1 pseudogene is annotated in these 514 nt (G+C 69.5%); it reads right to left on the bottom strand.

Features of this window, described 5'->3' with window-relative positions:
• Positions 1–133: 133 nt before the first annotated feature.
• Positions 134–442 (bottom strand): annotated as a pseudogene (locus ACCC94_RS30050) (allophanate hydrolase); the annotation flags it as partial.
• Between the last annotated feature and the right edge of the window lie 72 nt (positions 443–514).

Below are 514 nucleotides of genomic sequence, written 5' to 3'. Positions count from 1 at the left end.
CCCCGCCGCCCCCCGCGCGGGTGGGGTTCCTCGGTTTGTGTGGTTGCGCTTCCCTATTCTCTTTGGTTGTGTTTTTTTTTTTGTGCGTGCCCCCCCCCCCCCCCACGCCATCCTACGGCCTGCCATTCGGTGATCAGCTGCGGCTCTGCAACCACGCCCGCCAGCCGCCGAAGCGGCTGATGTCCTGCGCGCCGTCCAGGCCCCAGGCGTCGCAGATGAAACCGGTCTCCCAGCTGCCATCCTCCAGCTGCACCTTGCCCAGTCCCAGCGGCGCGGGGATGCCGGTGAGGAAGGAGCCCAGCTCGGCACTGGGCAGTTCCCAGACTTCCACCTCGATGGCCACGCCGCCTTCGGCCACGCGCAGCATGCCGGGGCGCAGCGGCGGGCCGCCGGCCAGGGCGTAGAGCTTGTAGGCCGGGGCGCTTTGGGTGGCGCGCAGGACATCAGCCGCTTCCGCGGCTGGCCGGCGTGGTTGCAGAGCCGCACCTGATCACCGAATGGCAGGCCGTAGGAT

Origin of the sequence: Pseudomonas sp. Pseusp97 (genome assembly GCF_047304025.1) — a bacterium.
In the GTDB taxonomy this organism is placed as follows: Bacteria; Pseudomonadota; Gammaproteobacteria; order Pseudomonadales; family Pseudomonadaceae; genus Pseudomonas.
Note: the sequence above shows the minus strand (reverse complement) of the source record. Positions and strands in the feature narration are given on the sequence as shown.